The sequence below is a fragment of the Aquimarina sp. EL_43 genome (genome assembly GCF_943422735.1).
Classification (GTDB): domain Bacteria; phylum Bacteroidota; class Bacteroidia; order Flavobacteriales; family Flavobacteriaceae; genus Aquimarina; species Aquimarina megaterium.
Genome location: NZ_CALSBR010000001.1, coordinates 2623855 through 2649306 on the forward strand (window position 1 = coordinate 2623855; position 25452 = coordinate 2649306).

Consider the following 25452-nt stretch of genomic DNA (forward strand, 5'->3'; position numbering starts at 1 on the left):
ATTTTTGATAGTGGTTAGATAATTAAAAATATTTTTTAAATAATCTGTAACAACATCAATCAAATATATACCTATACCATAGTATGAAAATAATAGTAAAAGATTTAGGCAAGTTCTCATCACAAAAGGACACTATAGATTTTAAACTTATGAGAATTAGAATTTTAATTTTATGTATTGCTTTCTTTGGAGTGCTAGAAACTCAGGCACAAGAAAAGAAATGGACATTACGCGAGTGTGTAGAATATGCTTTAGAAAATAATATTGCAATAAAACAATCGGCATTAGATGTAGAGGCAACAGAAATTGATAGGATTGATGCCATAGGAAATTTTCTACCATCATTAAATGCATCAGCTTCTAACTTTTGGAGTTCTGGTTTATCTACAGACCCTATTACCAACGAAAATAAAACACAGACATTTAGAAGTTCTAATTATGGTGTTAGTGCAGGAGTAACTATATTTAGTGGTTTAAGAAATATAAAAAGATTTCAAAGAGCTAAACTTAATAAGCTACTTAGTCAATATAATCTAGGTAAATCTAAAGATGATATTGCATTGTTTGTCGCAAATAGTTATCTGCAAGTACTTTTAAACAAGGAATCTTTAAAAGTGGTAGAGAAACAACACGAGATCACATTAGAACAATTACAACGTACTAAAGATCTGGTAGAAGCAGGAGTATTACCTCAAGGAGATCTTCTCGAAATTGAAGCAACTTCTGCAGATGAATTAACAAGAATTGTACAGGCAGAAAATGCAGTACAGATTGCATTAATTGGATTAGCACAGCGATTACTGATTAAAAATTATGAAGATTTTGACATTGCAGAACAAGAGTATTTAGTTCCAGGATCAGAAATGTTAGAAAAACCTATTGATCAAGTAATTGCACAAGCTAGAGAATCAAGATATGAAGTACAGATCGCAGAGCAGAATAAACTTATAGCAGAAAAAGATCTTGAAATTGCAAGAGGAGCATATTATCCTACATTAAGCGGTTCTTTTAATTATAATACAAGAGAATCAGGAGCTAAGTCTTTTGCACGTGTTTTGGATGCGAATAATCCTGTCTTAACTCAGAGTATCGGTGTTGTAGAAGCAACAGGGCAGAATGTTATTACTCAAACTCCTAATCTACTTCTTGTAGAACAGGATGCTGCACCATTTATCGATCAGTTATATACCAATGATGGTATTTCTTATGGGTTATCTCTTCAGGTACCAATTTTTAATGGGTTTTCTGCAAGGAATGCTGTAAAAAGAAATAAGGTTAATGTAAAGCGTACAGAATTTCAATTAGAGCAAGCAGAATTAGATTTGGATAGTAATGTATACCAGGCATATCTAGATGCAAGAGGAGCTGCAGAGGCATATGAAGCTGCTCAAGTTTCTGTAAAAGCTCAAGAAAGAGCGTATGAATATGCAAAAGATCGTTATGATGTAGGACTAACTAACGCGTTTGATTTTAGCCAATCAAAATTTAGATTAGAAAATGCACAGAGCCAGGAAGTACAAAATAAGTTTGATTTCATTTTTAAATTAAAAGTGTTAGAACTGTATTTCGGAATAAAGATCGCTGATATAAAATTATAGAATAGTAGCATTCGGTTTTTTTGACTGCTATATAGAAAAAGATTGTATTTTATAGAATAGAATTAACGTTAAAGTAGGTCATGAATAAAAAAAAATTACTCTTCATTTTAGGTATAATTGTCATTGTAATTGTACTACTTGTTTATGGTAAGAAAGCCGGATGGTTTGGTGAAAGTGGAAACTTTAAAGAAGTATCGGTTACCAAAATAGACAAAATTGATATTGTAGAAACTGTTTCGGCTACGGGTAAAATACAACCCGAAGTAGAGGTTAAACTTTCTTCAGAAGTATCAGGAGAGATTATCGACTTACCAATCAAAGAAGGGCAACAGGTTCAAAAGGGAGATCTTTTGGTTCGTATAAACCCCGATATTATTCAATCAGGATTAAATAGATCCCAGGCGTCATTAGAAAATGTAAGGGCTGGATTGCGACAAGCCGAAGCTAGTTTAAAAGAATCAAAACTAAGCTATGATCGTAATAAGGCATTATTTGATAAAGGAGTGATTTCTAAAGCAGAGTGGGATAGAGCAATCTCTGCATATGAAGGAGCAGAAGCAGCTAAGCAATCAGCATATTATAATGTAAGAAGTGCTCAGGCAACTGTTAATGAAGCCAAAGATAACCTAAGCAGAACTACGATTTATGCTCCTATGACAGGTACAATTTCTAAGTTATCTGTAGAATTGGGAGAAAGAGTAGTAGGTACCCAACAAATGGCAGGTACAGAGATCGTACGTGTTGCCGATCTTAGTAATATGGAAGTAGAGGTAGATGTAAATGAAAATGATATCGTTAAAGTTTCAATTGCAGATTCTACAATTGTTGAAGTAGATGCTTACCTAAAGAAACAATTTAAAGGAATAGTTACAGAAATTGCTAATTCTGCAGAAAATGCTGTAAGTGCAGATCAAGTAACTAATTTTAGAGTGAAAGTTAGAATTTTGGAGGAGTCATATGCCGATTTACTAGAAGGTAAGCCCGAAAACTACTCTCCGTTTAGACCAGGTATGACTGCTACTGTCGACATTATTACAGATAAGAGAAAAGATGTGATAGGCGTTCCTATAAGTTCTATAGTAATTAAAAATGATACTTCTGATGTAAAAGAACCCTCTTCTAAAGATGAGATATTATCAGACACCAATAAAAAATTCGAATGTGTATTTGTTAAGAATGGTGAAACAGCCAAATTAAGAGTGATAAAAACAGGTATTCAGGATGATAGTAATATTGAAATAACCAGTGGGTTGAAGCAAGGAGATGAGGTTATAACGGGGCCTTATAATGTGGTTACCAAAATACTTAAGACAGGAGATAAAGTAACTACCGAGAAAGAGAAAAAATCTACCAAATAAAAACCAGTAGTAGTTTTAGGTACTCGTCAAAATTCTATCGGTTAAAACTTCGATAAAACATTTAGTAATGGACATGTTTAATTAGATCATTTTTTTGACTAATTAGAGTATCTTTGCCTAAATTTTTGATAGATGGCTTATATCCTTTGTATAGAAACTTCAACAACTAATTGTTCTGTAGCTTTAGCTAATGATAAAGAGGTAATTGGATTAATAGAGGATTATGATAGCACATATTCTCATGCAGAACGGTTACATAATTTTATAGATCAAGTTATTAAAGAAGCAGGGTTAACCCCAAAAGATCTTTCAGCGGTTTCGGTTAGTAAAGGTCCCGGTTCATATACAGGATTAAGAATAGGTGTATCGGCAGCAAAAGGGCTATGCTATGCATTAGATATCCCATTAATAGCTGTGCCTACTCTGCACTCATTAGCACTGCAGGTATCACAAGAAAAAGATAGCTATATTGTTCCTATGCTTGATGCCCGAAGAATGGAAGTATATTCTACCGTTTTTACTAATAGGTATAAAGAAATAAGAAAAACAGAGGCAGAAATTCTTACAGATACTTCTTTTAAAGCACATTTGCAGGAGAAAAAAGTATATTTCATAGGAAATGGTGTAGAAAAATTTTCAGCTATTTGTAACGATACTAATGCTGTATTTATAGAAAACAAATTGCCATCTGCAAATGAGATGGCAATGTTAAGTTATCCTAAATTTTTGAAAAAAGATTTTGAAGATGTTAGTTACCTCGACCCGTATTACTTAAAAGACTTCGTGACGGGCTAGAATCAGAGCTTTTTAATGCATTGTATCTAGCTACAAGTCGAATTAAATCTTCTTCTTTTCTCAAACGAATTCTTTCCTTTTTTAAATAATCTTTCAATTCGTTTTCTTTATCATTAAATGCTGCAAGCATTTCTTTTTTGTTCATTGGTAATTCCATGATAACACCAGACTCTTCAAGGTAATATGAGGTAATCATTCTAAGTGTTCCTGGATCAGAAGGGCCACTGATTATCGGACCTGTTTTTTCGGGATCTTTTACTCTGAGTGTAAATTTTTTATAAATACGATACCTGTCGGTTAATTCTACTAATACATAATAGCCATCTCTATTGCTTCCTCGTTGATTTTTGAATTCACAGTAATAGAAATAATCACCATCGATTCGAGCATGAATAGTTGGGCTTTTAACCACTTCGTATAATTTGGATTGCGAGCTATATTCTAGAGCATCAGAATAAATGTTATACTTAAGTTTAGCATCAAAAGTTCCTGATTTCTCATCGATAACACTAGATTCTTTATAACGACTCTTCATATAAATACTACCATCATAATCATCATATAAAGAAACTCTGGTAGTAGATGTAAGTAAATTTCGGGGTAATTGTGCAAGTAATGCAGACGATGCTGTTAAGCATAAAAAAAGTAATATTCTTCTCATAAGTTTTTCGATTTAGGTATGATAAACTTAAAGAAATAACATTTTAAATACAATTAATATGCTTTTTTGATCAAATTTTTACGAATTTCATAATTCAAACGTGTGAAGCATTAAATTATTAGGAATAAAATTGCGTTTTTAACAAATAATTCACATAGGTGTTTTACGGCAAAACCGTAATAATTGTAGGATTTAGACTACAATAAAAATATTTAATTACGGTTTAACGGTTTTAAAAAACCTATAAAAAACGCTTTTTTAACACTTTTTGGATAGCTTAAAATAAAAAATGATTAAGCGTTTTTTGCTACATTACTTAAAAAAAGTACTACAATGTGCTATAGAAGTTTACTAGTTTAACCAGGTCCTTTTCTTTTTTTAGACTTAAATTTTCTTTACCAATAAAATCTTTTACTTCTTTTTGATGATCAGGAAAGATACTTACCGTTTTCTTTTTACTTGAATTAACTGGGACTAGTTTTTCACCTATTTCTAAATAATAGATATGTTGATCTGTAAACTTTGCAGGAGTATTTTTGTGGTATGAAGTATTCGCAATTTTAGCTTTAGTATATTTTTTTACAAGCAACTTGTATAAACTAATTTTGGTATTGTCTCTTAGTTTGATTAAATATCCCTTTTTGGTTTGATTGTTTAAATCTTTGTACTTCTTATAATGATATTCTTTATTATTAACACGGGCATATATGTGGTCACTCTTAAGAAGGCCATGTAATTCAGAAGCTTCTAATGTTTTGCTTACTTCTATCTGATCGTCATATACATTATATCTCAAAAATAATTTTTGAATTTTTTGTTTAGAATTTGTATGTACTATTTCTCCTAATTCAAACTTTTCATTTTCATATGGAGAGCCTTTTGTTTTAGTTGTTTGGGTATTATTTGGATTTTTAAAGACTTTAACATTATTGTGCGTTTGAAATAAAGGGGTTAAATATTCTGCATGAGCAGTCCCAATTTGTGCATTAACGGCAAATACAAACATCGAAACTATAAAAAATAAGACTATTTTTTTCATAATAAGTGAATTTTGGATTAGTGTTGAAATAGTATGTTATACAAATCTGGCTCAAAAACCACGCCAGTTTAAATTAAAATTCAATATAGGTTTTTAGTTGAATATCTTATAGGTTTTCCTCAAGGGTATTTATTCTAAAGGTAAAATGTCTTTAAATTCTTCAACCGGATATTTACATGAATTATTTACACATAAATAAAACAAAGTTTTGTCTTTAACAAATCTATTTTTTAATAAGGCAGTATCAGAATCTGATGTACCTCCTGCTATTAGTTTATTTGGAATATAAGTTTGGCTTACTTCTTTTAATTTAATTTTTGCCTCTGTACCTATAATAACCAATTCATAAAAGTTAAAAGAAAAATTGAGCATAAGATCTAACCAATTGGAGTACCCTGATGCATAAGACTTGATTTGCGGTTTAATATTATGTAGCATTTGTTCACTTATTTCTTTGTAATTAGAGCGATCAAAATAATGAGATAGTAGAAATAGATTCTTAGCCATTATCGAATTAGATGCAGGGATTACATTATCACTGTATTCTATAGTACGTGTAATAAGTTTTGGATCTTGATCAGAAGTAAAATAGAATATATTCCTGTTCTCATTAAAAAAGTGGTTTAAAGTGTATTGTGTAAGTTGTTCTGATATCTCCAACCATTCTGGATCAAATGTGTTTTGATATAAGGCTATAAAGGCTTCAATAACTAGTGCATAATCTTCTAAATACCCATTAATGGTACTTTTACCATTTTTATAGTTATGAAATAAAGATGTATCATTTTTTAACTGAGTGGTTTTGATAAAATTTGCATTTTTTATGGCAGCATCCAAAAACTTTTTCTCTCCAAATGCTCTATATGCATCCAGATAACCTTTTAGCATTAATGCATTCCAGGAAGTTAAGGTTTTGTCATCTAATCGTGGTCGAGAGCGTTTTTCTCGCTCATGAAGTAAAATTTGTTTCCATTGAGAGATTTTTTTAATCAAGACTTTACTGTCAATATTATTTTCAGTACAAAACTTTTGATGAGCATCCTTTCTAATTAAAACATAGTTTCCTTTTTCCCAGAAACCATATGAATTTATATTATAATAATTAGCAAAGAGGGTGTAGTCATTATCAGGTACTATTTTTTTTAACTCTTCTTTGGTCCATACATAAAAAGCACCTTCTTCTAGTTCTCCGTCCAAAGTTTTACTATCTGCATCTAAAGACGAATAAAAAGCACCCTCTTTATTAGTAAGCTCTCTTGCTACAAAATCTAAAGTTTCATAAACCACATCTTTAAACCAGGGATCTTTGGTAACTAAAAAAGCATCAGAATACAGACTTACTAATTGCGCGTTATCATATAACATTTTCTCGAAGTGAGGAACATGCCATTTTCCATCTGTAGAGTATCGTGCAAATCCTCCTCCAACATGATCATACACCCCACCATATGATATTTTTGTCAAAGTGTTTTTTACAAATTTTAATAGTGTTTCGTCTTTGGTTTGATAAGCATATCGAAGAAGGAAATGATAATTATTGGGCATCATAAATTTAGGAACTCGTTTTGTACCTCCTTTTTGATGATCAAAATGAGAACTCCATTCTTTTACAGAAGCCGCGACAAATTCTTTATCAAAATTAATGGCATTAGTGTTTACTTCAATAAGATCAATAGCCTTAATTCCTTGTTCTAGTTTTTCGGCATATTCTATTAACTTATCGGGTTGTTTTTCATATAAATTTGCAATTTGTTTTAAGGCATCAACCCAATTTCCTTTAGGAAAATAGGTGCCTCCCCAAACAGGTCTTCCATCGGGCAATACAACCATATTAAGAGGCCAACCACCACTACCAGTCATTAATTGTACTGCACTCATATATACCTGATCTATATCGGGGCGTTCTTCACGATCTACTTTAATATTCACATAATTAGCATTCATGATTTCTGCTACCTTAGGGTCTTCAAAGCTTTCATGCTCCATAACATGGCACCAATGGCAAGCTGCGTATCCTATACTTACAATAATAAGCTTGTTTTCTTTTTTAGCTTGTTGTAGTGCTTCTTCTCCCCAGGGTTTCCAATTTACAGGATTGTGAGCATGTTGTAGGAGATATGGACTGGTTTCATGAATAAGATCATTAGTATAAGCGTGTTGTTCCATAGGTGGTTTATTTTGACTTGTGCACGTTGTGAATAATAGCGATAATGTAATGATACATAAATATTTCACCAGAGTCGATTTTAGTAATGTATAAAAATATAAAAAGCATCCCGAATACATCAGGATGCTTTTTATAAAGAAGTAATAAAACTTTTTATTTTACTTCAAAAGAGATTTTTAGGTTTACTCTGAATTCTGTTACATCATTGTCTTTAACCACAACACTTTGATCTGCAACATAAGCAGATCTAATGTTTTTTACAGATTTACTAGCTTGTTTTACAGCATTTCTAGTAGCATCTTCCCAGCTTTTTTCAGAATTTGCTAATACTTCGATAACTTTAATAATCGCCATGTTGTGAGTTTTTTAAATTAAAAAATATAAGAATATCTAAGATACAACAAACTGTTGCTTTTTAGAAAAAATAGCATGTATTCTTTTCCTGGATTTTTCGATATAACTATAAATTTATCGTTAAAAAGCATGTTGACATAAAATCATCTTATTTTTTTGATGAGTAACCGTTATTCTGCTCCTATTAATTTTTTATATGCATTAGCATCTAATAGATCGTTAATCTCATCTGGATTAGAGATTTCTATTTTAGCAAGCCAACCATCAGTATAGGGATCAGAATTTACCATTTCTGGATTTGACTCCAGCTCTTCATTAATTTCAACAACAGTACCCGAAACTGGCATAAAAATATCAGAAACGGTTTTAACTGCTTCAATAGACCCCATTACTTCTCCTTCATTAAGTTCTTCATCCAAAGATTCGAGTTCTACATAGACGATATCACCTAACTCACTTTGCGCAAAATCTGTAATACCGATATGAGCAATATTATTCTCTATTCTGATCCATTCGTGATCTTTACTATACTTTAATTCTTCTGGGATATTCATAGTTTTATTTTTTTATGAAAGGTGTTTTTTTAACTATTGCTTTGATGCGCTTATTTCGAATTTCGATAAAAATGGTACTATCTGCTTTAGCGTAGGGAATAGTTACATAGCCAAGTCCTATTCCTTTTTCTAATATAGGTGATTGACTTCCTGAAGTTACTTTTCCGATACACTCATCATTTTCATTATATATTGTATACCCAGCCCTAGGAATACCTTTTTCTATCATTTCAAAACCAACTAATCTTCGAGTGACCCCCTCTGCTTTTTGTTTTTGTAAAGCTTCAGAATTAATAAATGGTTTAGTGAATTTTGTAATCCAGCCTAATCCTGCTTCTAATGGAGAAGTGGTATCATCAATATCATTTCCATACAAACAGAATCCCATTTCTAATCGTAATGTATCTCTTGCTCCAAGTCCGATAGGCTGAATGTTATCTTCTTTTCCAATTTCGAGAATTGCATCCCAAAGTTGTTCTGCTCCAGAATTAGGAACATAAAGCTCAAAACCTCCTGCGCCTGTATATCCTGTAGCAGAAATGATTACATCTTGTATTCCTGCTATTTCACCCATAACAAAAGTGTAATACGGGATATCAGCAAGTGTTACTTTTGTGAGTTTTTGTAATACCCGGCTTGCAAGTGGTCCTTGTACGGCAAAAAGTGATATTTCATTAGAACGATCAATCATTTCTACATTGTCTGTATTATGACTTTTTATCCAGTTCCAGTCCTTGTCAATATTAGAGGCATTAACTACCAAAAGATATTCTTCATCACCTAGTTTATAGATAATAAGATCATCTACAACACCACCTTTATCATTAGGCATACAAGAATACTGAGCACTCCCAATATTTAATTTAGAGGCATCATTACTACTTATTTTCTGAATTAAATCTAACGCTTTAGGTCCTCTAAGGATAAATTCACCCATATGTGATACATCAAATATACCAACACCTTCTCTTACAGTTTTGTGCTCCTGTACTACAGAGGTGTATTGAAGTGGCATTAAATATCCTGCAAATGGGACCATTTTTGCTCCCAATTCCTGGTGTTTAGCTTCGAGAGCTATACTTATTAGTTCTGTTTCCATATTAGTTTATAGTTATTTCTGTATTCTTTGTATCTTCTTCAAAAACCGAAACAGGTAGGCAACTACACATTAAATTTCGATCTCCATGGGCATCATTTACACGACCTACACTAGGCCAGAATTTATTGCCTTTTATATGAGGTAGCGGAAAAGCTGCTTTGGTTCGGGAATATGGCATATCCCAATTGTCTCGAGCGATAAACTCCATAGTGTGAGGAGCATTTTTTAATACATTTTGCTCTCTAGAGGCAGTTCCGTTTGCTATTTCTTTTATTTCATTTCTTATACTTATCATAGCATCAATAAAGCGATCAAGTTCTTCTACAGTTTCACTTTCTGTAGGTTCTATCATAATAGTTCCTGCAACAGGAAATGATACTGTTGGTGCATGAAATCCGTAATCCATAAGTCTTTTTGCAATATCGGTTACAGTAATATCTTCTTCTTTAAATGCTCTACAATCGATAATAAGCTCATGAGCATTGCGACCTTTTTCTCCTGTAAATAAGATAGGATAATGATCGACGAGTTTTTCTTTTATATAGTTAGCATTTAGAATTGCCATTTTTGTAGCAGAGGTCAACCCTTCGCCACCCATTAATGCGATATATGCATAAGAAATAGAAAGAATACTTGCACTACCCCAGGGAGCTGCAGAGATAGCCGCGATAGCCTTTTCTCCTCCTGCATTTTTTACTACAGCATTACCCGGTATAAATGGAGCAAGTTCTTTACTTACAGCAATTGGTCCCATTCCTGGTCCACCACCACCATGTGGGATACAAAAGGTTTTATGAAGATTAAGATGACATACGTCTCCACCAATAATTCCAGGGCTGGTTAACCCTAATTGAGCATTTAGGTTTGCTCCATCCAGATATACTTTTCCTCCATTATCATGAATAATCTCACAGGCTTCTTTGATGTTTTCTTCAAAAACACCATGAGTAGATGGGTAGGTAACCATTAATGCCATTAAATTATCCTTATGTTTTTCGGCTTTAGCCCGCAAGTCATCGATATCGATATCTCCATTTTCTTTACAAGACACAATAACTACTTGTTGTCCTGCCATAGTTGCTGTTGCTGGGTTGGTACCATGTGCAGAGGAGGGGATAAGAGTTATGTTTCTATGAGTTTGGTTTTTATCTGCATAATATGCTTTTATAACCATTAAACCTGCAAGTTCTCCCTGGGCTCCACTGTTTGGTTGTAGAGAGGTAGTATATAAACCAGTAATTTCTGCCAGCCATGAGGCCAAATGTTCAAACATTTGGTGGTATCCTTTTGCTTGATTTGTGGGAACAAAAGGATGAATATTGGCAAGCTCACCCCAAGATAAAGGCATCATCTCTGTAGTTGCGTTAAGTTTCATGGTACATGAACCTAAAGCAATCATAGAATGCACTAATGAAAGATCTTTATTTTCTAATCTTTTTAGATATCTAAGCATTTCATGCTCTGCCTGGTAAGAATTAAATACAGGGTGTTCTAGATAAGAAGATTTTCTTTGTAAAGAGGCAGGGATCGCAGTTGCATCAATTTTCCAATCTGTTACCTTTATCGTTTTACCCTTTGCAGTAGCAAAGATTTCGATAATATCTTGTAGATCGGTCAATGTAGTTTTTTCGTGAAGTGATATCCCTACATGATTATCATCAAAATACCTAAAATTGATTTCTTTATCGAGCGCTATTTTTTTGATACCTTCTTTATCTTCTACTTCTATTTTTAAAGTGTCAAAGAAATGAGTATTGGTTTGTGTATATCCGAGTTTCTCTAATTCCTGATTAAGCTTAGAAGTCGATAAATGAATTTTGTTGGCGATCTGAGATACACCATCTTTACCATGATACACTGCATACATCCCGGCCATTACCGCAAGTAATACTTGTGCAGTGCAGATATTAGAAGTAGCTTTTTCTCGTTTAATGTGCTGCTCTCTGGTTTGTAGTGCCATTCGGTATGCAGGACGACCGTGACTATCTTCTGTTACCCCAATAATTCTACCAGGAATATGGCGTTTATACCCTTCTTTTGTAGCAAAATAAGCTGCATGTGGCCCCCCATATCCCAGAGGGACTCCAAATCTTTGTGAAGTACCAACAACTACATCCACTCCCATTTCACCTGGTGCAGTAATATGTGTTAATGCCATTAGATCTGATGCTACTGCAATTTTTACTTCATGCTTTTGTGCTTCAGTAATATATTGCGTTGGATCAGTAATTGCTCCATCACTATCTGGATATTGTATAAGAAGCCCAAAAAGATCAGGGTTTGACATATCAAGTTCGGCGATATCTCCAACAACTACATTAATACCAATAGGTTCTGCACGGCCTATAATAAGTTCTATAGTGTGCGGAAATGTTTTTTTATCTATAAAAAATGTACTAGCTTGTTTTTTTGCTCTACTTTTTACACGGTATAAAAGTGTCATGGCTTCTGCTGCTGCTGTAGCTTCATCCAAAAGAGATGCATTGGCAAGCTCCATCCCAGTAAGATCGGTTATCATGGTTTGATAGTTGATCAAGGCTTCTAGTCTACCTTGTGCTATCTCTGCCTGATATGGTGTGTAAGCTGTATACCAAGCAGGATTCTCAAGAATATTTCGTTGAATAACTGGCGGTACAATACAATCGTGATATCCCATTCCTATAAATGAACGGAATACTTTATTGTTTTCCATCATGGATTTGAAGCTGGTAAGAAACTCCAATTCTGTTTGTGCTGCTGGTAATGTTAATGGTTTTGCAGAACGAATGTTTTGTGGAATCGTTTCATCAATTAACTGTGTTAATGACGAAACACCAATCACGTTTAGCATTTGATCAATTTCCTTTTTGCCAGGACCTATATGTCTTGGTAGGAATTCTTGTTTAAGTGTACTTAGATCTTTCATCTGTTCTTTTTATTGTTCTTTAACGGTCAGATGGAATTCACCATTCAAAATTTTCGATAAATACAAACTTGGTTTATATGGCTCATTTCATAATATAACTATCCGCTAGACTGTTTTTTATTTATATAATGGAAAATTTTTCATCCAGTTATTTACTTCTGTCTTGATAGATGAAATCTTAGTGTCATTATCGTGATTTGCTAATACTTCATCTATAAAACCAACCATAGTATACATGTCATCTTCTTTCATTCCTCTGGTAGTAATAGCTGATGTTCCTAATCGCATACCAGATGTTACAAATGGTGATTTATCATCAAAAGGTACCATGTTCTTATTAATGGTAATATCTGCTTTTATCAATGTGTTTTCTGCTAATTTTCCTGTGATGTCTTTTGATCGCAGGTCAATAAGTGCCATATGATTATCGGTTCCGTTAGAGATAATATCATACCCTCTTTCTATTAAGGCAGCACACATCGCTTTGGCATTTTTTGCTACTTGTTCTACATACACTTTATAATCATCAGTAAGTGCTTCGCCAAATGCTACTGCTTTTGCAGCGATTACGTGTTCTAATGGCCCTCCTTGAGTTCCAGGAAAAACAGCCATATCCAAAATATTAGACATCATTTTGATTACTCCTTTTTTGGTTGCATGCCCCCATGGGTTTTCAAAATCTTGCCCCATCATAATCATACCACCTCTAGGTCCCCTCAATGTTTTGTGTGTTGTGGTGGTTACAATATGACAATGTTTTATCGGATCGTTTAATAAACCTTTGGCAATTAATCCTGCCGGATGAGAGATATCTGCCAATAATAAGGCACCTACCTGATCTGCAATAGCTCTTAGTCTTTTGTAATCCCAATCACGACTATAAGCAGATGCTCCACAAACAATTAGTTTAGGTTTTTCTCTTTCTGCTGTTTCTGCTACGGTATCCCAATTGATGAGACCTGTTTCTTTTTCTACTCCATAGAAACTAGGCTGATAAAGTTTACCAGAAAAGTTAACCGGTGATCCATGGGTAAGATGACCTCCGTGTGACAGATCAAAACCTAATATTTTGTCACCAGGATTAAGGCAACCTAGCATTACAGCTGCATTTGCTTGTGCTCCAGAATGTGGTTGTACATTTACCCATTCTGCTCCGAAGAGTTTTGCAGCTCTATCAATAGCAAGTGTTTCTACTTTGTCAACTACTTCACAGCCACCATAATATCGTTTTCCGGGAAGGCCTTCTGCATATTTATTGGTTAGAGAAGAGCCCATAGCAGCCATAACCTGTTTAGATGTAAAGTTTTCCGAAGCGATTAACTCTATTCCATGTTCCTGACGTTCTGTTTCTTCTGCGATAAGATTTTTTATCTCATTGTCCTGAATATCTTGTGCCATAATTTTCTTTTTTAACGTATTACATCCAATATTGTGCATCGGATTTTGGTTACTGTATTTTTTACAATGTTGGTTTTTGTTTTTTTTGATATATAAAATCTTTACGAATCAAAAATTAACCGATGCAAATTGTGAAGAATAAAATTGAAAAAATAGTACAAAATTGCAACCTAATATTTGTATTGGTTTTATGAAGTAAAATGGAGATAGAGTGCTGTTTTGTGGTCTTTGAGAAGGTGAGTTAAATAATTACCTTGTTGGCGAATTGTTTTGGAGTAATGCCTATTATTTTTTTAAAATGCCGGGTGAAATGACTTTGGTCAAAAAAACCAGATTGGTATGCAACTTCTGTTGCAGATAATCTTTCGGTGAGTAGTTTTTTAGCTTTTTCTATTCTGAGATTCACTAGGTATTGATGTGGAGGAAGTTGATAATGTTGTTTAAAAGATTTGATCAATCCATATTCTGAAATACCTGTTAAGTTAGAAAGATCGTGAATAGAAACTTCTTCGAGGTAATGATTGTGTAAATATTCTTTGATTTGTTTTGCTACAATAAATTTTTCTGAAATTGGCTCATTATTTATTTCAGTATGTGCATACCTTTGGATTAGCTCTTTTAGAAAATCCATAAGTAAATATTCAGACTTTGGATTATGTTGATTGTATATCAGATTCGGAAATACAGCTTTTCCTTTTTTAAATAATACCTTGTTAGTTATAATGTTTTCTTTGAAAACTGGTAATTCTATAGACGAATTTAAGGTGCCCATAGCCTTTTTCATGATCCCAATGGGAACATACATAGTAAGAAAATTCCATGGTGAATTTTTTACAGGCTTTCCTGTATGTACTTCATAGGGGTTAAAAACAAGAATTGAACCAGTAGATAAAATGAAATTAGAAGAATCGTTAGAATAGTCGCCAATACCATAATCCATAAAAATTATAGTATAACTTTCATGAAAATGAGGCTTAAATTGATGCGATGTAAATGACCCTTTAAATAACTCTAAATTATCGAGAGCGTTATTTATAAAATGCTGGACATTATTATGTTTATTCTTGTCATACATTATCTCAATAATTTACTTTTGAACAATTTTTTTATCATTCAAAGCCCAAAAAAAACCTTGGGGTGATTCTTAACTTATGATATAAGTAAAAGTATTTCTATACTTTTTTTAAGTAGCTAATATATGTTGGTTTTATAAATTATCTATAATCAATAGTTTGAAATGTATTAAAAATTGTATGTTTTGATGTTTTAGTACTATTTACGGATAATTTAGTATGATAGTGAATAGATAAAAACTATGTTTTTTGGTTCTTTATATATAAAAATTAACCATTTATAGCTTCTACATATTCTACTTTGTCTTTTAACATCTCTTTTAGCATGTTTTCGATTCCGTTTTTTAATGTAAAAGTAGAAGAAGGGCACCCACTGCAAGCTCCTTGTAAAATTACTTTTACTCCTTTACTCTTCGGATCATAAGAATCAAATAATATGTTACCTCCATCACTAGCTACAGCAGGTTTGATATATTCATCAATAATATTTACAATATCTTTTGAGACATCATCCAGGCTTTCAAAATCTAAATCAGACTGTTTTTTTATTTCTTCTTTTGTCACAACAGCATTTGCAGTTAAAACTTCTTTACCTTGCTCTAGATAATTACGTATAAAATCTCTAATCTCTGTGGTAATATCATTCCAATCTGCCATGTCATATTTCCCTATAGAAATATAATTTTCATCAATGTATACTTCCTTAACAAACGGAAAATGAAATAACTCTTGTACCAAAGGTGCTTCACTAGCATCATCAATGTTTTTAAATTCATGACCCACAGTAACTAATTTTTTATTAGCAACAAACTTTAATACAGCAGGGTTAGGTGTACTCTCTGCATAAATAGTAATAGGAACTTTTTTTGTGGTTTCAGCCTCAGTTTCAATAATAATAGGTTGACCACTATTGAGATAATTTTTGATTTGTTGTGCAACTTCTTCTTGCACATCTGGCCATTCTACAATATCATACTTATCTATAGCAACAAAATTTTGTGCAATAAATACCCTTTTTACAAATGGGAGATAAAACAATTGTTGTGCAAGAGGAGCGTTTTTGGCTTGATCTATATTCTCAAATTCATAACTGGTATGCTGGGTTAGAAAATAATTGGCTTCAAACTTAACAATACCCGGATTTGAAGTAGGTTCTATTTTTATTTCAAAACTCTTTTCCATGCGCTATTTTTTTGCAAATCTACTAAAAAGCAAGACGATATTAGTAATGTATGCGTAATGCTAACAATTTTTAACTAATCTTGAATATATGTAAATAAATAAAGTATATAATTTTAGCTTTTGTTGTTGAATTAGATAATAATATAAGCATAAAGATGAATAAGGTTATTGATCAAAAATTTCGTCACTAATAATAAGTGATTTATCACAAAATCTTAATTAAACGTTGACTTATAGTGGGAATGTAGTTGTGTTGGCACAAAAATTAATGATCAAGGACTGATTTCTAATGTCTATAATTGGTTAAAAATAATAACCAGAAGAGGGGGTACATCCTTTGACTTGTTTTGACTTCAAAAAGTATAGATCTTGTATTCTGACAAAAATTTATATCTTTGGAGCGATTGAAATACAATGATTTATTTAAAAAAATAAGGTGAAGCCTCACAATATAAACTGTTTTTAATAGTTTAGATTGAATTCACAAATTCTATTTAGCCCCTAAATAATAGTGCTCAAATGAACTTAAAAACATTCTATGTAGTAGTATTAGTACTGGTATCTCCGTTTGCCTTCTCGCAAGAAGGTATTCCTGTATACTCTGATTATCTCTCTGATAATTTGTACTTGATACATCCTGCAATGGCTGGTGCATCAAATGCTAATAAAATTAGACTTACTGCCAGAAAGCAATGGTTTGATGTGAATAATGCACCTAATCTACAGACATTAAATATTAATTTTAGAACTGGAGAGAAATCTGGTTTAGGAGGAATTGTATATAGAGATGAAAACGGTAGGTTTTCCCAGACAGGACTGTATTTAACATATGCTTATCATCTTTTGTTTTCGAGAGATAGAACAGATCTAAACATGTTATCTTTTGGTCTTAGTGCTGGTTTGATACAATCTAATGTAGATTTAAGAGGACTTGATGATCCTTTTGATCCAGATCCTGTAATTCTGGATAGAGTACAAAAAGATGTATATTACAATGTTGATGTAGGGTTATCTTATAACTATTTAGAATGGTATGCACATATTACTGTTAAAAACATATTGCCAACTGTTCGTGATATTTTTGATAATAATACCCCGATACGAGAATCTAATAATCAACGTAGATATATCTTTTCTTTAGGGTATTTGTTTGGTATTGGAGCTACTCCCTGGAGTTTAGAGCCATCTATTATGTATCAAGCTACAGATGAAACTCAAGAAAGCACCATTGATGCTAATTTAAAAGTATACAGAGATTTTAGTTCGAGCACTTTATGGGGAGGAATATCTTACAGACGTAGCCTAGATGGAGCAGAATTTTCTCAAGATGGCACTTCTGTAGAAAGCCAGCAATTGCAATACATAACTCCGTTTTTGGGAATTAATTATAAAAAATGGATGGCTGGGTATACCTACAGTTATCAATTGAATTCGGTAGTGCTTAGTAATGGTGGTTTTCATCAAATTACTCTAGGGTACGATTTTGGAAAACGTAAGGAAAGATGGGATTGTAATTGCCCTGCGGTTAATTCTAAAAACTAATCACAGTATAAAAATATTACATAAAAAATATAAATGGTTGCAAATTTGCAACCATTTATATTTTTATTTGGTAAAAGTACCATCAAATTGTAGCCTTTGATCTTTTATAGGGACCAAAGAAGATAATTCATATACATTTTTATAACCATATCCATAGAGATTTATAAATGTTGGGATATTTAACGCCAGAGGAGCCATTTTGGAAGCAAAATTAATAGAGTCTCCATCGATATTGTTATTACAATAAATCAAAATACGAGTCTTTTTGGAAGGTATTTTTTTTGCCAGTTTCCCTTCTGTGAAATCAGAAAAATTGATATGAGTTGCTCCTTTAAGGTGCTTTTGTTTGTAAGCACTTTCAGAACGAGTGTCTAATAAAATAGTGTTCTCATCTGTCATATACTTTAGAAAAGTCTCCAAAGGAATTAATCGTTCTTTTCTATATTCTAAAATTTCTTCAGATATTTCTAGAAAAGAATCATAATCAACATTCGATTTTGATAACTTCTTTTGTTGCTGTGCCTGCATTGACATAGGTATTAGAATTAGTATAATTACTTTAATAACTGTTTTCATCTTGACTATTTATTTTTCTTGAAGCACCCTATTTTTTATGATTTATTCTTCCCAGGAGAAAGATTTTTTTCTTCCTTGCTTTTTGATAGCATTTAGTAAAGCAGCTTCTAGGTTTGTATCATCTTTTTTACTGTTTTCTTTGATATACGATACACGCTTTTTATTTAACTCTTTAATTTTTTGTTGTATCTCTTTACGCGTTTTGCTTTTTTCTGCGATATATTGCTTTAACTCAGCTTTAGATTTTCCTTTAAGCTCTTTTGGTAATTCGTCTTTTGCTACTTTTTCGACTTCAAAAGCTTCGTCTTCTGCAGCATCGATTAGATCCCAGCTTTTGTTTTTATAGAAACCAGAACTCTTACTAACGGTTCGACTTACAGCATTAGCAGAACTGTAGGATCTTGCATTACTATCCTGTTCAGCTTGTAATTGTCTTTTTTGAGCGCCTTGGTGACCATAATAGATATATGTACCATTTAATTTATGATTGAGCTTAAGAATAATATCATCATATGGTGTTGCAATATGTACGGTTTCACGATTATGATCAATTGCACTATATTCTCCAGTTGTAATATCGGCTCCGTGTTTCCACATTGTCTCAATACCTTGTCTATAATTACCACAAAAAATGGTGTTAATCGTAATATCTTTTTCTAATGCATCTGTTGCTGCATCTTTATAATCAACCGGCCCTTGGGTAAAGGGTTCGTTGCCAGCTATGAAGATTAGTTTTAAATGATCATTATTTTTTTTCCAACCTAATTGATTAATTGAAGTATTGATCACTTTACCACAATATTCATTTCCTCCATTAGTTGTAAGTGCAAAAAGTTCTTTGGATATTTCATCTAAATCATCAGAGAACGGTAAGACTTGTCTAATAAATCCTTCTTGAGATGGTAAACCATCATTACCATATTCATATAATGCTATTTCCAGCTTTATTTTGTTATGACCGCATTTCGCATAAGAAAGTTCATTTACGATTTCCCATAGTTGAGCCTTAGCCTGGTCAATAAGCCCATCCATACTATTACTGGTGTCTAATAGTAAAGCTACTTGTATGTTACGTGTATTAGGATCGGTTTTGGTAGTTTGTATTAGGTGGTTTTTTTCTTTTTGAAATGCGAGATCGGAGTTCGGTTTATTATTTGCGTTACAAGAAATAGTAACAAGTAAACATAACATGCTCCATGTAAAAAATGTCTTCATAGTTTCCTTTTTTAATTTTGGATAAAACTATAGTTAACTTTTTTGATTAAAAATCTATAATGAGGGACTAGTTAATATAAATGAGGGAACTTACTCTTTTGATTAGGGAAGTTTCTTTTTTGTCCTAAAAAGCTACTGTAAAACAGTATAATCAAGTGATTCGAATTTTATTATCCCACTTAAATGGGTTAAGTTTACCTTGTTTTAATAGTATACAATGAAGAAGATTGGTTTGATAATAGTATTTCTTTGGTTCCTTCCTGTATTGGTTTTGGGGCAAGAAAACGCTAGAATGAAACGACCAGAATCGATGAGTATTAAAGGTTCTGTGAAGGAGAAGAGCACCCGAAAAGCAATTAGAGATGTTGATGTGACTGTTCTGGGAAAAGGAACCGTTACAACCGATATTTTTGGTAATTTTAGGATTGAAGCCCGTGTTGGAGATGAGCTTGTAATTGCTCATGATAGTTTTAATACTATACGATATACAATTAAGGATGGCCAAAGAATTGATATTGAAGTACAGGATAATCCGCAAGAGGCTAAATCACCTTCGATTTCAAAACAAAAAAGAGAGTCGAGATATCAGGAAAACCTTAGAGCAGCAAAAAGTTCTTTGAAAAAGGATGCCGCTACGAGTATAGAATATATCACTAATGCATTAGAAACAATACGAGATGATGATCCTTCATCAGACGATAAAAAAGCCGAATTATTTGAATCGTTAGCAGATATTTATGAGTACTGGAAACAGCCAGATCTTGCAGAGAGTAACTACCTTCTTAGTCTTAAAAATAAATATAACGCAGATGTAAAAATTAAATTAGCTAATGCTCAACTAGAAGGAAAAAATTACCAGGCAGCTCTAAATACTTTTGATGAATTACGGCGATCCAGGTTGAGTAATACTCAAAAGGCTATTGTTTATGAAGGTCTGGGAGATAGTTATAAAGGGTTGCAAAATTACCCTGATGCCATTACTAATTACAATAAAGCTCTTTCTATAAGCCAGAGAAAAAAGCTGGATGATAAGGTGATTTTGTTAAACTCTAAGCTAGCCGAAGTATTACAACAAGAGGGGAATATTAGAGATGCAGAGGAGTATTTGGATAATTCGGTGCAGCTGGCACAACAAAAGGATAAAAAAACATCTGCGAGACAACGATCTGTTGCAGCAGACTTTTATAACAAGAGTAATAGCTATGGTAAAGAGATACAATTAAGAAAAGAAGCACTCGAGGATATCGAAGAGATTGAAGAAAGCAATGATAATGATGGTCCACAGGCAGAGAAAGACAATTCTTTAACTACTCAAGTGCAAAATTATAAAATTGCCAGTGCTTTTGCAGCACAAGAAGCATATGATGAAGCCATACCATATTTAGAAGAAAGTATTAAAGAGGCAGAATCAAAAAATGATCTTATTGTTCAAAAAGATGCTACCCGAAAACTAGGAGAAGTATATCGAGAAAAAGGAGAGTTAGAAAAAGCATCAGATGCCTTCAAAGAATATGAGGTAATCATAGATAAGTTATATATTCAAAAAGATCAGGAGATATCACAGGCAACTCGTTTTAGCAGAGAACTAGCGCAGAGAGCAAATAGAATTACTACATTAGAGAAAGATAGGGAGTTAAATGAAGCAAGATATGAATTGGCATTTGCTTCACAAGAAATAGCAAATCAACAAAGTATACGACAACAAATTGTAATCTATTTTTTAATTGGGTTAATGGTTTTATTACTTCTTGCTGGGTATTTGATGTATCGTAATATGAAGCAACAACGGTATGCAAATAATATTTTAGCTTTAAAATCACTACGCTCCCAAATGAATCCACATTTTATTTTTAATGCTTTAAATTCTGTGAATACATTTATAGCAACAAGTGATGAAAGAACAGCAAATAGATATCTTACTGATTTTTCGTTATTGATGAGAGCTGTTTTAGAGAATAGTGAAGAAGATTTTATTCCTCTAGAAAAAGAGATAGAACTCTTAAGATTATATGTGCAATTAGAGCATTTTAGGTTTCAGGATAAATTTGAATATACAGTTGAGGTTGATCCAGAAATCGATATTAATGAATATATGATTCCCCCTATGTTATTGCAGCCATATGTAGAAAATGCGGTATGGCATGGACTACGATATAAAATTGAAAAGGGGCTGTTATCCATACGTTTTCAAAAAGCAACATCAGAAAGTATAGAAATTACAATTACTGATGATGGAATTGGACGTAAAAAATCTAAAGAACTGAAAACGCAAAATCAAAAACTTCAAAAATCCAGAGGAATGGGTAATATCAAAAAGAGAATTGCCATCCTTAATGAAATGTATAAAGATAAGGTTGATGTGTTTATATCGGATCTCGAAGATAATACAGAAGGAACGCAGGTAAAATTAATTCTTAAGAAAGACAAGTAAATGAACTTAACCGCAATCATAGTAGATGATGAAGCTAATAGCCGAGCGATACTTAGAAATTATTTAGGTAAGTATTGCCCATCGGTTACCATTTTGGGAGAGGCAGCCAGTGTAAAAGAAACATTGGTATTGCTAGAATCTTACACTCCTGATATGTTGTTTTTGGATGTAGAAATGCCATATGGCAATGCATTTGATTTATTAGAACAAGTACCTGATCGCACATTCGAAATTGTCTTTGTAACCGCCTATGATCATTATGCGGTAGATGCTCTAAACGCTCAGGCAACCTATTACTTGTTAAAACCTATTGCAATTGATAATCTTATCAAAGCTGTTGATCATGTAAGTTATATCAAGCAAAGGGAAACCGCTCTATTGGATACTGTTTTAGTTCCTAAGGTGACAACTGTTGAAGGTAAAATCACTATCCCGCAACAAGATGGTTTCGAGGTTCTACAAATTTCTGATATTATGTATTGCGAAGCTGATGATAACTATACAAAAATTTACCTGGATAAAGGCCAAAAGTTAGTGAGTAAAACGCTAAAATATTTTGAAGAATCCCTAAATCCACACGGGTTTGTAAGAACTCATAAAAGTTATTTGGTGAATGTGAGTAAAATAACACGATATCGGAAGGGGAAGGGGGGGAGTATTGTACTTTCTTCAGGAAAAGAGTTAGCGGTGTCCTCTTCTAAAAAAGGAACATTATTGAATTATTTTAAATAATCCTAATCGATAATTATGAAGTTTTGATTTTTTCTGTTAAAACACTTTAAAAAAACAAGTGTTAGTTATTGTAATTTGTAATATCCACTATTATTAACTACAAAAACTTAAAATAATGAAAAAAAGAGAATCGTTAAAAAAGCTATCTCTAGAAAAAATCAAAATTTCTAATCTGGCCTCTAAAGCTATCAAAGGAGGAACAGCTAACCCATCATTACACAGTTGTGCCGGACGGGGTAATAACCCAGGTCAAACTTGTTATACTAATAATTGTGGAGGTACTGGTGGAGGAACGGGTACTGGTGGTGGAATTAGTGGTCCTATTTATTGTTAATCTATCTTTTATAAGATATGAAGATTGTCTAGAAGTAATCTGTTTGTTGTCTTTTTTGAAAATTAATTTGTTGCTTTTTCTTGTAAAAACTAAGAACATGATTTTTTAGACAATCTTTTTTAAGTTTATATAGTATAAAAACTAAAAATCTAAAGTTTTTACAGTATATGTAATAGTGTTTTTGTGTAAAATATTCTTTAGTATATCTGCATTACCATTAGTATATAAAGTGTGTTCACCTATTTTAGAGTCTAGGTTTAAAAGTTGATTTGCGATCAATACAGCTTTGGTTTGTCGTGCAACAGCTTCTCCCGAATCGATAATTGTAATCTGATCGGAAAGGATTTTTTTTAGAAGAGGGATTAGATAAGGGTAATGTGTACATCCAAGAACTAAATGGTCTATGTTTTTGTCAAGCATAGGAGTGATATAAGAATGAAGTAAAGTATGCATTTCATCTGTGTTTATCTTTCCATTTTCGATAAGTTCTACCAATCCAGTACCAACAACTTCGATAACTTCAATATTTTGAGTATACAGATCCGACGTTTTGACAAATAATTCACTAGATAAAGTACCTTTTGTGGCGAGTATACCTACTTTTTTTGTTCTGGTATGAATAGCAGCAGGTTTTATAGCAGGCTCGATACCTATAATGGGTACGTCATACTTAGATCGTAGTGTTTTTATGGCATTTGTAGTTGCGGTATTACATGCAACCACAATGATCTTGCAATTTAGCTCAAGGAGCTTCTCGGTGTTTTTAATGCTTAATGCTGTAATCTCTTCTTTGCTACGCTTACCATAAGGAGCATATTTGCTATCAGCTAGAAAGATAGTATCCTCATGTGGTAATAGAGAGGTGATTTCTTTCCAGATAGTTGTTCCACCAACACCTGAGTCAAATATACCAATAGGTTGATTTTGCATAATTACATGATAGTTTATCTCAAAAATAAAAAAACAGTGAGATGTCATCTCACTGTTTTTTTATTTTTATTAAAAGTTTAAAGTAAAACTGTTAAATACCTAAATCTTTTTTTACATCTGCCATTAGGTTTTTACCATCAGCCATAATTACTCCGGTACCTGTAGTAGAATCTAATACATATTGAAAACCTTGCGCTCTTGCTACCTTTTGGATAGATGTACGTGCTTGTTCATAGATAGGCTTCATTAATTCGATCTCTTTTTTCTGAAGATCTTGAAGCGCATTTGTTCTATAATCGTTAATGCTTTTTTCTGTAGCCTGTACTTCTTGTTGTCTTTTTAAATTCTCTTCATCCGTCTTAGTTTCAGCTTCCTGAGAATATTTTTTAATAGTGTTTTGTAACTCTAACACCATATTTCTGATTTCTGCATCATAAGTCTTATTTAATTTTTCGATCTCACTTTTTGCAGCTTTAAAAGCAGGCATTGCTTCTACAAGCTCCTGTGATGCTATATGTGCTACTTTAGATTGAGCATTCACAAAACTTGAGCTTCCTATGGTAATTGCAATAGCTACTAATAACGTTCTAAATTGTTTCATTTGTAAGTATTATTAAAGGGTGTTATAAATTTATAAAATTAATTATTTAATCATTGTCTTTTCTACTATCAGCATCAGACGATGAGTCATTATTTTTTAGATTTTCTCTTTGAGTTTTTAAAGCTTTAATAGAATCTTTCTTTCTTTTTTGTAATTCTAATAATCGGGCTCTTCTTTCTTCGAACTCTTTCTTTTTTGCAGCTCTTATAGAATCTCTTTGAGCTTTACGCTCTGCAAGAAGTTGTTCTCTTTCTGATAATCTTTTTTGAGCTTCACGTTCTCTGTCAGATACTTCAGCTTCTTGTTCTGCATTTCTTTTTTCAGCTCTTTCCAGGGCTTTCTTATCTTTCTTACTATTGAGCTGTTTTCTTTTTGAAGCTCTATTTATTCTAAGTAACACCTGATCACTTATATCGAATCGATCTGCAGAATATAACATTACTAAATCTGCTGATTTATCAAAAACGAAATCGTATTTTTTGTTTTTAGCAATTTCTTGAACTGCTACAAAAACTTGATCCTGTACTGGTTGAACTAATCTCTTTTTTTGAATAAAAAGATCTCCATTAGGGCCAAATCGTTTTTGTTGATATTCTAATATTTCTTTTTCTTTAAAAAAGATATCTTCTTCTCTTTCTTCGATTAGCTCTTTGGTTAGTAAGACTCTTTCATTATTAAGGTCTTTACGCATTTCTTCAACTTCCTTAAGTTCTGCTTCTATTTCAACTTTCCATTTTTGTACTTTGGTTTCGAGTTCAGAAGAAGCTTCGTTGTATTCTGGAACGTTTTCCAGAATATAGCTCATATCGATATAGCCAATCCTAATACCTTTCTGTGCATGTACTGCGTTTGTGAAAAATAGCCAACTGACTGCTGCAACTAGTAAAAGACCCTTTGTTTTCATAACT

Annotated in this window: 22 protein-coding genes; 7 read left to right on the forward strand and 15 right to left on the reverse strand. The window is 32.7% G+C overall.

Annotated features, from left to right (window positions below):
- Positions 1–83 precede the first annotated feature (83 nt).
- The 3 genes from NNL09_RS11240 (at position 84) to tsaB (ending at position 3751) form a co-directional block, all read left to right on the forward strand.
- Positions 84–1598 carry a TolC family protein gene (locus NNL09_RS11240; RefSeq protein ID WP_231389258.1) on the forward strand — a complete coding sequence of 505 codons (1515 nt, stop codon included), beginning with the start codon at positions 84–86 and terminating at the stop codon, positions 1596–1598.
- 80 nt (positions 1599–1678) lie between these two features.
- Entirely contained in the window at positions 1679–2956 is a 1278-nt protein-coding gene (locus tag NNL09_RS11245; RefSeq protein WP_025667184.1) for an efflux RND transporter periplasmic adaptor subunit, read from the forward strand.
- Positions 2957–3088: 132 nt separating this feature from the next.
- Complete coding sequence (gene tsaB / locus NNL09_RS11250) at positions 3089–3751, forward strand: tRNA (adenosine(37)-N6)-threonylcarbamoyltransferase complex dimerization subunit type 1 TsaB (protein ID WP_196911083.1); 663 nt, start codon at positions 3089–3091, stop codon at positions 3749–3751.
- On the opposite strand, the gene NNL09_RS11255 is transcribed toward tsaB, so the two are convergent.
- The 10 genes from NNL09_RS11255 to NNL09_RS11300 all read right to left on the reverse strand — a co-directional run bounded on the left by NNL09_RS11255 (position 3705) and on the right by NNL09_RS11300 (position 16183).
- A complete protein-coding gene (locus tag NNL09_RS11255) occupies positions 3705–4412 on the reverse strand; it encodes a hypothetical protein (RefSeq protein ID WP_025667186.1) in 708 nt (235 codons plus the stop codon). The two genes, tsaB and NNL09_RS11255, sit on opposite strands and share 47 nt — an antisense overlap.
- 328 nt (positions 4413–4740) lie before the next feature.
- A complete protein-coding gene (locus tag NNL09_RS11260; protein WP_196911082.1) occupies positions 4741–5451 on the reverse strand; it encodes a hypothetical protein in 711 nt (236 codons plus the stop codon).
- Positions 5452–5580: 129 nt separating this feature from the next.
- Positions 5581–7617 (reverse strand): thioredoxin domain-containing protein, encoded by a 2037-nt coding sequence (locus NNL09_RS11265; RefSeq protein ID WP_196911081.1) that lies wholly within the window; start codon positions 7615–7617, stop codon positions 5581–5583.
- Positions 7618–7771: 154 nt separating this feature from the next.
- On the reverse strand, positions 7772–7972 hold the full coding sequence (locus NNL09_RS11270) for a dodecin family protein (RefSeq protein ID WP_025667189.1): 201 nt from the start codon (positions 7970–7972) through the stop codon (positions 7772–7774).
- A 170-nt stretch (positions 7973–8142) separates the two neighbouring features.
- Complete coding sequence (gene gcvH, locus NNL09_RS11275) at positions 8143–8526, reverse strand: glycine cleavage system protein GcvH (RefSeq protein ID WP_025667190.1); 384 nt, start codon at positions 8524–8526, stop codon at positions 8143–8145.
- Positions 8527–8530: 4 nt separating this feature from the next.
- The gene (gene gcvT / locus NNL09_RS11280; protein WP_196911080.1) at positions 8531–9625 is read right to left on the reverse strand and encodes a glycine cleavage system aminomethyltransferase GcvT; all 1095 of its coding nucleotides are present in this window, start codon (positions 9623–9625) and stop codon (positions 8531–8533) included.
- Position 9626: 1 nt separating this feature from the next.
- Positions 9627–12530, reverse strand: coding sequence for an aminomethyl-transferring glycine dehydrogenase (gene gcvP / locus NNL09_RS11285; RefSeq protein WP_196911079.1), 2904 nt, complete (start codon positions 12528–12530; stop codon positions 9627–9629).
- A gap of 117 nt (positions 12531–12647) precedes the next feature.
- Positions 12648–13928, reverse strand: coding sequence for a serine hydroxymethyltransferase (glyA, locus tag NNL09_RS11290; RefSeq protein WP_035096584.1), 1281 nt, complete (start codon positions 13926–13928; stop codon positions 12648–12650).
- A 241-nt stretch (positions 13929–14169) separates the two neighbouring features.
- Positions 14170–15003, reverse strand: coding sequence for an AraC family transcriptional regulator (locus NNL09_RS11295; protein WP_196911078.1), 834 nt, complete (start codon positions 15001–15003; stop codon positions 14170–14172).
- 268 nt (positions 15004–15271) lie between these two features.
- A complete protein-coding gene (locus tag NNL09_RS11300; RefSeq protein ID WP_196911077.1) occupies positions 15272–16183 on the reverse strand; it encodes a NifU family protein in 912 nt (303 codons plus the stop codon).
- A 519-nt stretch (positions 16184–16702) separates the two neighbouring features.
- On the opposite strand from NNL09_RS11300, the gene NNL09_RS11305 reads away from it, so the two are divergent.
- Positions 16703–17725 (forward strand): type IX secretion system membrane protein PorP/SprF, encoded by a 1023-nt coding sequence (locus NNL09_RS11305; RefSeq protein ID WP_196911076.1) that lies wholly within the window; start codon positions 16703–16705, stop codon positions 17723–17725.
- Positions 17726–17788: 63 nt separating this feature from the next.
- On the opposite strand, the gene NNL09_RS11310 is transcribed toward NNL09_RS11305, so the two are convergent.
- Positions 17789–18301: a rhodanese-like domain-containing protein gene (locus NNL09_RS11310; protein ID WP_025667197.1), complete on the reverse strand. Its 513-nt coding sequence runs from the start codon at positions 18299–18301 to the stop codon at positions 17789–17791.
- 42 nt (positions 18302–18343) lie between these two features.
- Complete coding sequence (locus NNL09_RS11315; RefSeq protein WP_025667198.1) at positions 18344–19516, reverse strand: VWA domain-containing protein; 1173 nt, start codon at positions 19514–19516, stop codon at positions 18344–18346.
- Between the two features lie 217 nt (positions 19517–19733).
- On the opposite strand from NNL09_RS11315, the gene NNL09_RS11320 reads away from it, so the two are divergent.
- The 3 genes from NNL09_RS11320 (at position 19734) to NNL09_RS11330 (ending at position 23013) form a co-directional block, all read left to right on the forward strand.
- A complete protein-coding gene (locus NNL09_RS11320; protein ID WP_196911075.1) occupies positions 19734–21947 on the forward strand; it encodes a histidine kinase in 2214 nt (737 codons plus the stop codon).
- Complete coding sequence (locus NNL09_RS11325) at positions 21948–22679, forward strand: LytTR family DNA-binding domain-containing protein (RefSeq protein WP_025667200.1); 732 nt, start codon at positions 21948–21950, stop codon at positions 22677–22679.
- 115 nt (positions 22680–22794) lie between these two features.
- Positions 22795–23013 (forward strand): hypothetical protein, encoded by a 219-nt coding sequence (locus tag NNL09_RS11330; protein WP_196911074.1) that lies wholly within the window; start codon positions 22795–22797, stop codon positions 23011–23013.
- 141 nt (positions 23014–23154) lie between these two features.
- Here the strand turns inward: NNL09_RS11330 and murI are convergent, their stop codons facing one another.
- From murI to NNL09_RS11345, 3 genes are all read right to left on the reverse strand, one after another.
- Entirely contained in the window at positions 23155–23943 is a 789-nt protein-coding gene (murI, locus tag NNL09_RS11335) for a glutamate racemase (RefSeq protein WP_025667202.1), read from the reverse strand.
- Between the two features lie 91 nt (positions 23944–24034).
- Positions 24035–24544, reverse strand: coding sequence for an OmpH family outer membrane protein (locus NNL09_RS11340; RefSeq protein WP_025667203.1), 510 nt, complete (start codon positions 24542–24544; stop codon positions 24035–24037).
- A 46-nt stretch (positions 24545–24590) separates the two neighbouring features.
- Positions 24591–25448, reverse strand: a complete 858-nt coding sequence (locus NNL09_RS11345) for an OmpH family outer membrane protein (RefSeq protein WP_025667204.1) — start codon at positions 25446–25448, stop codon at positions 24591–24593.
- Between the last annotated feature and the right edge of the window lie 4 nt (positions 25449–25452).